A 7,012-nucleotide genomic window follows, 5' to 3' on the forward strand; every position below is an offset into this window, starting at 1 on the left:
CAATTAGTTATTGCAAATAATGCAACAGAAAGTGACCTATTCATGAACACCAAACACCTGCAGATGTTCATTCATCTGTGTGACAGTAAAAGTTTCAGCAAAACGGCATCGGCGATGCACATCAGCCCGTCGGCACTGAGCCGTCAGATCCAGAAGCTGGAAGACGAAACCGGTCAGAGCTTATTTCTGCGTGACAATCGCAGTGTCGATCTCACTCCGGCCGGCAAGCGTCTGCTGCCGGTGGCGCTGAAAATCCTCAACGACTGGCAACAGTACAGCGCGCAGCTGAGCGGCCATGAAGCAGAACTGAAAGGGGAAATCCGTCTCTATTGCTCGGTCACGGCCAGCTACAGCCACTTACCGGAACTGCTTTCCGAGCTGCGCCTGCAACACCCTTTGATTGAATTTAAACTCTCGACCGGCGACCCGGCGCAGGCCATCGACAAGATACTCAACGATGAAGCCGACATCGCCATCTCAGCCAAGCCGGATCAACTGCCTGCGCGGCTGGAGTTTGAGACCATCAGCGAAGTCCCCCTGTCGGTGATTGCACCGATTGGCGTCAGCAGCTTTGCGGAGCAGTTGCAACAGGAGTCACCCGGCTGGGATTCGATTCCGTTCATCATCCCCGAAGCCGGTACGGCCCGTGAGCGGGCCAACGCCTGGTTTAAAGCGATGCGGATCCGGCCGAACATTTACGCGCAAGTCTCCGGCCATGAAGCGATCGTCAGCATGGTGGCGCTCGGTTGTGGTGTGGGTATCGCGCCGGATGTGGTGATCAATAACAGCCCGGTCAGAGAAAAAATTCAGCGCCTGAAAGTCGAGCCGATCAAGCCCTTTACCCTTGGCGTGTGCTGCAAGCGATCGCAGTTGGATAATCCGCTCATCAAAGCGTTATGGACCGTGGCCGAAGGAAAGTTTATTGCCCCTTAACCGGCGCCGGACCAATACAAACAAGCCACGCAGTTGCGTGGCTTGTTTCAGGAAGCGGGGTTAAATCACCCGGGAAAACTGCTGCTGGCGCGCTTTCTTCCGCAAGTATTTATCAAAACACATGCAGATATTGCGGATCAGCAGCCGGCCACGCAGAGTAACGCGAATTTCCCGCTCATCCACTTCCACCAGCTGGTCGTCGATGAAGGTCTGCAACAGCGTCAGATCTTCGTCGAAATAACGGTTGAAACGCACACCAAACTGGCGTTCGATCTGATGTTTATCGAGACGGAAGTTACAGATCAACTGCTTAATAACCTCCCGGCGTAACAGATCGTCGCTGTCCAGCGCGACCCCTTTCCACAGCGCATGGCGCTGTTCACTGACCTGAGCGTAGTAGTGTTTGAGTTCTTTCTGGTTCTGGGCATAAACGTCCCCGACCATGGAGATCGCCGACACACCAAAACCGACCAGATCACAGTCGCCCTGTGTGGTGTAACCCTGGAAATTGCGGTGCAGTACGCCATTGCGCTGCGCCACCGCCAGCTCATCGTCCGGACGAGCAAAATGGTCCATGCCGATGAACTGATAACCGGCCCCGGTCAGGGTCGCAATCGTGTCCTGGAGGATCGCCATTTTCTCTTCTGCCGGTGGCAAGTCCTGATCCTTGATTTTGCGTTGAGCAGCGAACAGCTGCGGCATGTGCGCGTAGTTAAATACCGACAACCGGCCCGGCGCCATCGCCAGCACCTGTTTCAGTGTGTCGGCAAACGTGGCTTGCGTCTGTTTCGGCAGGCCATAAATCAGATCCAAGTTGGTCGAACGAAAACCCAGTTGTTTGGCTCGCGCCACCATGGCAACAATAAAATCTTCATCCTGCTCACGATTGACCAGCTTCTGCACTTCCTTGTTGAAGTCCTGCACGCCAATACTGAGACGGTTAAAGCCTTCATTACGCAAATGGTCCAGCATCGTGAGTTCGATTTCACGCGGATCCACTTCGATGCTGATCTCCGCGTCGGCACTGAAATGAAATTCATCACGCAGCAGATTCATCACGCGACTGATTTGCGCTTCCGAGAGAAAAGTCGGTGTCCCGCCGCCAAAATGCAGCTGCGTCACTGTACGTCCCTGCAGCAAACCTGCACGAGTACGGATCTCCAGTTCCAGCACGTCCAGGTATTCATCGGCTTTGTGCGAGTGACGGGTGATCACTTTATTGCAGCCGCAGTAGTAACACAGTTTGTGGCAAAACGGGATGTGGATGTACAGCGACAGCGGTCGCTCAGGGTACTGAGTGCACGCCATGTCGTAATCGGCAATCGTGAACGCCTCGTGAAACTCCAGGGCGGTCGGGTATGAGGTATAGCGCGGTCCGGAATAGTTGTACTTCTCGAGTACGGCTTGGTCCCACACAATTTGCTGGCTGGCTACGACTTGCTGCGACATGGTGCTATTTTCCGTTCAGGCCCTCACGGGCGTTGCTTCTTTGACGGGCTATTTTGCCACACCGGAATGACAGACACCGGGTAGCAAAAGAGGTTTCTGGTATAAAATTTCAGAACTTGCTAGCTCGATCACTCACCCTTAAGTGTAGTGTGATCGAGCTAGCATGCGTTCGGTTCAGATCATCTGAATGTTGATCTGATTGTTCAGGGGCTGAACGTTTTTATGCAGCGTTTTCAGCTCTTCAACGATGGCATCGTTGAGACGAGATTCGGCTTTCTGGCGCGTCAGATTCTGTTGCATACGCTCTTTCTTCGCCAGTTGTTGACGATCGTCACCGCGCGCCATGTCTTTGACAATATGGTACAACTCAGAAATCGCCGGATAGGTCTGATCAAAATCGACCCGGTCATCACCCTGGACATAGTCCATGATGCAGTAGACACGAATGCTGATTTCCGACAAATCGCACTGGCCCTGAATACCGGCCAGGCACAATGTCTGAACATTATCAAAAATATTGGCGTTGCGTTTCTGAATCGCCAAAGCCTGGTGTTGCTGCTGCAACTCCTTTTGCTTCTTCAGTTGGAGCAGAAGGTAACCCGCGTACGAGGCTAAGCCGAGAATAATGATTCCACCCGCAATGGCCAGTAAGGTTACGTTCATCACTGTTTACTATCCTTTAAAATCGTTCAGATCCAGGTCTTCAAACTGAGACAACAGATCGTCGTCGGAACTGGCGCGACGCGGCGATTTTTTCGCTACGGGTGCCGGTTCGGACTCCGGCTCGCTTGCCAGTTCGTCATCCGTCTCGTCGTACAGACCGAGTTGCTTCATCAGTGCCTCGATGCGATCGAGTTTTTCGTTCACGTACTTTTGCAGGCCAGCGCCCAGCTTTTCGCCATTGTCCAGACGTTCCAGCAATACGTTCAGTTGCGCATCGTTCTCCAGCATAGCCAGTTCCTGCTCAGCAGACAGGCGACGCTGAGTTTTGCTCTGCTTCTTCGGCGCTTCCACCACCAGTGGAATTTTCTTCTGGCTGCCTAAACGCGGATCACGTTGTTGCGCAGCCTGGCGCATTTGCTGCTCTTTGGCTTCCGAGTTACGGTTACCGGTTTTCAGCCCTTTGCGCTTTTTATCGCGTTTACGCAGACGGCCTTCGACGTCTGACTGAGTGCGGTTACGGACGACAACGACGTCGGTATTTCCGCCTGATCTTGCTTTTTTCTTGCGACTCATTACTGGGGTTTCCTCAGTAAAATTACATCTTTGCCTATAAATTCCAGCTTGAGCTGATCCCGCTCTGCCAGATACCGGAACGTTTGACGACTAAAAAACACCACATGGGTCGGGTCATTTTTATAGTGCCATCCGGCAAACGCCTCTACGTCGATAACCATCTTGGTCATCAGACCAATCCAGCCACCTGGCTTAACCAAATTCAACCATTGTTGCCACACCTGATCGGGCCGGTATAAGTGCTCGATGACTTCCGTGGCGGTCATAAAATCGTAACGATGCTCCAACACGCCGCTATCCGGGTGGTAATAGAGATCGTACAGACTGACTTTGTGCCCCTGCTCTTCGAGCATCAGCGACAAAGTCGGCCCCGGACCGCAACCAAAATCGAGCCCGTGCGACTGCGGCGCCAGGCGCTCTTGCAGCGGCTGCGCTATCCGCGACAAAAAGTGCCGATAGCCTTGGTCCGACGGATCGTTCTCATGCAGATCATAGTGAGCTTTTTCTGCCTTTGCATCCAATCGCTGAGATGGATCAACAAAAACCAGTGCGCAGCGCTGACACTGAAGATAGGCGCGGCGTGAGTCTTGAAAATAAAACTCAATCTCTGGGCTGTGGCATAAAGGGCAATCGTGCATGCGGTCATCCTCAAACAGGGATGCGCAACATACCAGAAACTGCGATCAGAGTGGAGCACTATTGGGTGTTTTCTCACCAGTTTGGCGAAAAAAATCCGAGAACCGGTGACAACAGAGATAAAAAAAGCGACAGGTAACCCCGTCGCTTTCTAAATGCCATCAAGTGGCGAAACTGTGTTGCACCCATTCCGGTGCACCAATATTCCTTTTGTTTTTCGTGCTTTCCCTGCGCAAAAGTGTCGTTTTTCACCATCCTGATGAATTTTGGCTTTCCTTTTGCTACTTCCTGTCTGTACCTGGGCTCATCCTGAGCCTGATCCGTTTCACTGTCTAAACCATTAGACGAGGTGACCATCCCTATCGGGTAAGCGTCCTGGCTTACCTGAATCCTTTCTCTTTCGAGCGGACATCCATGGCCCGCATCCTTGAAGACCTGCTTGGTCTGAAATCCTGTGGCCAGCTCCCTGCTGACGGAACTACTGTACCTCAGCCGTTTAGACCTGCAAGAGCGCAAACACAAAAAATAATATTCTTTGTCGCCTTTCAAACCGAGTTCATTTAAATCAATTAGTTATGAAAGATCGTGTTACATTTTTCCCGACAAGTATGGCGGATCTCTTACACGAACAGCAGACAGTCGCGAAGCAAGGCAGCCAGTAGCGATGTGATCTTGGTCAAAAAACAAACCGCCCCGGTCGAGGACCGGGGCGGTTTGTTGTAACCGTTGCTCGAGCGAATCAGGCTTAGTGCAGACCACCAACGTATTTAGACAGTGTCTCGATATCGTCGTCAGTCAGCTTTTTCGCGATGTCACGCATCATGCCGTTCATGTCGTTATTGCGGTCGCCATCACGGAATTTTTGCAGCTGAGCTTTGATGTAGTCAGCATGCTGACCAGAAATTTTAGGGAAACCTGAAAGCTCAGTACCGTTGCCGCGCGGGCCATGACAAGCGATACACGCGGTCAAACCACGTTCAGCATCGCCAGCGGTGTAAAGGGCTTGGCCGTTTTTCACCACGTTTTCCGGTGTTGTATTACCTGAAATGGGCAGAGAAGCGTAGTATGCCGCCAAGTCCGCCATGTCTTCTTCGGTCAATGGCATCGCCATACCACTCATTACCGGATCGTAACGGCCTTGTTTACCAGCACTTGTCATACCTAACTTAAGGTCCTTCAACTGCTTCTCAATGTATTTGGCGTGTTGGCCTGCAAGTTTAGGGTACATTGCAAGTTGACTATTGCCGTCCGCTCCATGACAGGCAACACACGTTTGGGATTTTGCTTTACCAGCTTCGATGCTGCCTTGGGCTAATACACTGCAGCTGGCTAAAAGACTCAAGATTAGCGCTAATTTCTTCATGACATTCCATTATAATTATCAAGCTTCCAGTACCACTCTGCGTTGCCACTCATGGTACAATAGGCGACCTTATGCCGAGCACGGTTATTTTACACATTTTCACAAAAAAGTAATCAATCGACTACACAAAGTCGAGATGGAGTTAACAGTGAGCGTAAAAATTCATTACCAAAACACGCATTTCATCACGAGTGCACCTGATATTCGTCATCTGCCAGAAGATGAAGGCATCGAGGTTGCGTTCGCCGGTCGCTCCAATGCGGGCAAATCCAGTTCTCTTAACCGTCTGACCAACCAAAAAAGCCTGGCAAAAACCAGTAAAACCCCCGGCCGGACACAGTTAATCAACCTGTTTAAGGTGACCGAAGGCTGTCATATCGTCGACCTGCCGGGCTACGGCTTTGCTCAGGTGCCACTCGAAATGAAGAAAAAGTGGCAGAAGTCACTCGGAGAATATCTGCAAAAACGTCAGTGCCTGAAAGGTCTGGTGGTACTGATGGACATCCGTCACCCGATGAAAGATCTCGATCAGCAATTGATTTACTGGGCCGTTGACTGCCAAATCCCGGTGCTGGTGCTGTTAACCAAAGCCGATAAGCTAAAAAGTGGCGCACGCAAAGCTCAGGTACTGAAAATTCGTGAAGCGGCGATGGCCTTTGGTGGCGACGTCAAAGTGGACGCTTTCTCGTCGCTCAAAGGTATCGGAGTCGATATTCTGCGTAACAAATTGGATGAGTGGTTTGCGCCCGCGCTGGCACTGCAGTTGGAAGAAGCGGCGCCCGACGATGAGCAGGGAGAAGCGCCAGCAGATGAACAGGCCGACTGAGCGTGCCCTAACCCGTTTCCAGCCCTGCCACTCGGTGGGGCTTTTTCTTACCTGTTTGTTGATCGCCTGGCCCCAGAAATAAAAATCCCCACCATCCTGGCGGGGCAACGGGAGAGAAATAGGAGGTAATTATTATTATGTGACTAAGGATTCACTAAAGCCGGCGATTTTTCAACCGTGCAATTTTACACTTCAACCTCTCCTTATTTGCCTCAAAGACTCAAAGTAAGATCATGATAATCTTATAGTTAGTATCTTTAGATTGCTCATTTCGCGCCGAAATGCGGTATTAGTTTTCTTTCTGAAATAACAAAACTGTGATTGGTGATAAATTACAAAATTGTGGTTTATTACCGATCATTTCGTGACGGAAGTATCCGCGAATGAAGCAATGGACGCTGAGTCGTCTTGGCGCAGTGAAGGTGGGAGTGGTGCTCTGGCGTTGGCCCAATAAAAAACGCCCCAGTCAAATACTGACTGGGGCGGCTGAATCAGCCTAATCCAATAACGTGAAACAAAAGGTCTGAAAGATAGAACATCTTACCTCTGTACCCTACGCCGCTTAATGT

General features: G+C 51.1%; 9 protein-coding genes. 2 read left to right on the forward strand and 7 right to left on the reverse strand.

The window, feature by feature from the left end; translation table 11 throughout:
• The first annotated feature begins 42 nt into the window (after positions 1-42).
• Positions 43-933, forward strand: coding sequence for an HTH-type transcriptional activator IlvY (gene ilvY, locus CAG65_RS16025; RefSeq protein ID WP_161454274.1), 891 nt, complete (start codon positions 43-45; stop codon positions 931-933).
• 60 nt (positions 934-993) lie between these two features.
• Here ilvY and hemN read toward each other — a convergent pair whose 3' ends face one another.
• From hemN to CAG65_RS16055, 6 genes are all read right to left on the reverse strand, one after another.
• Positions 994-2,382, reverse strand: a complete 1,389-nt coding sequence (gene hemN, locus CAG65_RS16030; RefSeq protein ID WP_161454275.1) for an oxygen-independent coproporphyrinogen III oxidase — start codon at positions 2,380-2,382, stop codon at positions 994-996.
• A 174-nt stretch (positions 2,383-2,556) separates the two neighbouring features.
• Entirely contained in the window at positions 2,557-3,045 is a 489-nt protein-coding gene (locus tag CAG65_RS16035) for a DUF2489 domain-containing protein (RefSeq protein WP_021707273.1), read from the reverse strand.
• A gap of 9 nt (positions 3,046-3,054) precedes the next feature.
• On the reverse strand, positions 3,055-3,618 hold the full coding sequence (gene yihI, locus CAG65_RS16040) for a Der GTPase-activating protein YihI (protein WP_161454276.1): 564 nt from the start codon (positions 3,616-3,618) through the stop codon (positions 3,055-3,057).
• Positions 3,618-4,256: a class I SAM-dependent methyltransferase gene (locus tag CAG65_RS16045; RefSeq protein ID WP_021707275.1), complete on the reverse strand. Its 639-nt coding sequence runs from the start codon at positions 4,254-4,256 to the stop codon at positions 3,618-3,620. The genes yihI and CAG65_RS16045 overlap by 1 nt, the downstream gene beginning before the upstream one ends.
• Before the next feature lie 73 nt (positions 4,257-4,329).
• Positions 4,330-4,803, reverse strand: a complete 474-nt coding sequence (locus CAG65_RS16050; protein WP_161454277.1) for a hypothetical protein — start codon at positions 4,801-4,803, stop codon at positions 4,330-4,332.
• Positions 4,804-4,999: 196 nt separating this feature from the next.
• Positions 5,000-5,617 (reverse strand): c-type cytochrome, encoded by a 618-nt coding sequence (locus CAG65_RS16055; protein WP_021707276.1) that lies wholly within the window; start codon positions 5,615-5,617, stop codon positions 5,000-5,002.
• A gap of 148 nt (positions 5,618-5,765) precedes the next feature.
• Between CAG65_RS16055 and yihA the strand changes: the two genes are divergently transcribed.
• Entirely contained in the window at positions 5,766-6,443 is a 678-nt protein-coding gene (gene yihA, locus CAG65_RS16060) for a ribosome biogenesis GTP-binding protein YihA/YsxC (RefSeq protein ID WP_021707277.1), read from the forward strand.
• Positions 6,444-6,934: 491 nt separating this feature from the next.
• Here yihA and CAG65_RS22470 read toward each other — a convergent pair whose 3' ends face one another.
• Positions 6,935-6,982 carry a hypothetical protein gene (locus CAG65_RS22470; protein WP_438356636.1) on the reverse strand — a complete coding sequence of 16 codons (48 nt, stop codon included), beginning with the start codon at positions 6,980-6,982 and terminating at the stop codon, positions 6,935-6,937.
• Positions 6,983-7,012 lie beyond the last annotated feature (30 nt).

The organism is Vibrio sp. V39_P1S14PM300, assembly GCF_009904765.1.
Taxonomy (GTDB): Bacteria; Pseudomonadota; Gammaproteobacteria; order Enterobacterales; family Vibrionaceae; genus Vibrio; species Vibrio proteolyticus.

Bases quoted from the DNA above. Each gene is read 5' to 3' on its own strand.
- ilvY (WP_161454274.1), top strand. From the start codon at position 43: ATGAACACCAAACACCTGCAGATGTTCATTCATCTGTGTGACAGTAAA.
- hemN (WP_161454275.1), bottom strand. From the start codon at position 2,382: ATGTCGCAGCAAGTCGTAGCCAGCCAGCAAATTGTGTGGGACCAAGCC.
- CAG65_RS16035 (WP_021707273.1), bottom strand. From the start codon at position 3,045: ATGAACGTAACCTTACTGGCCATTGCGGGTGGAATCATTATTCTCGGC.
- yihI (WP_161454276.1), bottom strand. From the start codon at position 3,618: ATGAGTCGCAAGAAAAAAGCAAGATCAGGCGGAAATACCGACGTCGTT.
- CAG65_RS16045 (WP_021707275.1), bottom strand. From the start codon at position 4,256: ATGCACGATTGCCCTTTATGCCACAGCCCAGAGATTGAGTTTTATTTT.
- CAG65_RS16055 (WP_021707276.1), bottom strand. From the start codon at position 5,617: ATGAAGAAATTAGCGCTAATCTTGAGTCTTTTAGCCAGCTGCAGTGTA.